Raw genomic sequence first — 1097 nt, 5'->3', positions numbered from 1 at the left:
ATAGTGTGCACTTAAATTGTCATATGCCAATTTAATTTATAATCCCCGACATCCAGGTTTCTGGGTGTGGGAGATTCCTTTTTTGGATAACAAGAATCGTCAGTATTGATGGTTCTGTTGCCAGATTGAACTCGTTGCATGTTCCGGTTTTTCCCCGGGGCGTGTGGCAATCGTTTTTTACGGAGAGTTTGATCCTGGCTCAGGACGAACGCTGGCGGCGTGCTTAACACATGCAAGTCGAACGCTGAAGCTCCCAGCTTGCTGGGGGTGGATGAGTGGCGAACGGGTGAGTAACACGTGAGTAACCTGCCCCGAACTCTGGGATAAGCGCTGGAAACGGCGTCTAATACTGGATATGTCCTATCACCGCATGGTGTGTAGGTGGAAAGAATTTTGGTTCGGGATGGACTCGCGGCCTATCAGCTAGATGGTGAGGTAATGGCTCACCATGGCGACGACGGGTAGCCGGCCTGAGAGGGTGACCGGCCACACTGGGACTGAGACACGGCCCAGACTCCTACGGGAGGCAGCAGTGGGGAATATTGCACAATGGGCGCAAGCCTGATGCAGCAACGCCGCGTGAGGGATGACGGCCTTCGGGTTGTAAACCTCTTTTAGTAGGGAAGAAGCGAAAGTGACGGTACCTGCAGAAAAAGCACCGGCTAACTACGTGCCAGCAGCCGCGGTAATACGTAGGGTGCAAGCGTTGTCCGGAATTATTGGGCGTAAAGAGCTCGTAGGCGGCTTGTCGCGTCTGCTGTGAAAACCAGAGGCTCAACCTCTGGCCTGCAGTGGGTACGGGCAAGCTAGAGTGCGGTAGGGGAGATTGGAATTCCTGGTGTAGCGGTGGAATGCGCAGATATCAGGAGGAACACCGATGGCGAAGGCAGATCTCTGGGCCGTAACTGACGCTGAGGAGCGAAAGCATGGGGAGCGAACAGGATTAGATACCCTGGTAGTCCATGCCGTAAACGTTGGGAACTAGATGTAGGGCCTGTTCCACGGGTTCTGTGTCGTAGCTAACGCATTAAGTTCCCCGCCTGGGGAGTACGGCCGCAAGGCTAAAACTCAAAGGAATTGACGGGGGCCCGCACAAG

The 1097-nt window shown here is 54.3% G+C and carries 1 rRNA gene; it reads left to right on the top strand.

The annotated features are described in order from the left end of the window. Positions 1-176 precede the first annotated feature (176 nt). Positions 177-1097: ribosomal RNA gene (locus ABFX18_RS14175) — 16S ribosomal RNA — on the top strand; the annotation flags it as partial.

Origin of the sequence: Leucobacter alluvii (assembly GCF_039530485.1) — a bacterium.
GTDB classification, from domain to species: domain Bacteria; phylum Actinomycetota; class Actinomycetes; order Actinomycetales; family Microbacteriaceae; genus Leucobacter; species Leucobacter alluvii.
Note: the sequence above shows the minus strand (reverse complement) of the source record. Positions and strands in the feature narration are given on the sequence as shown.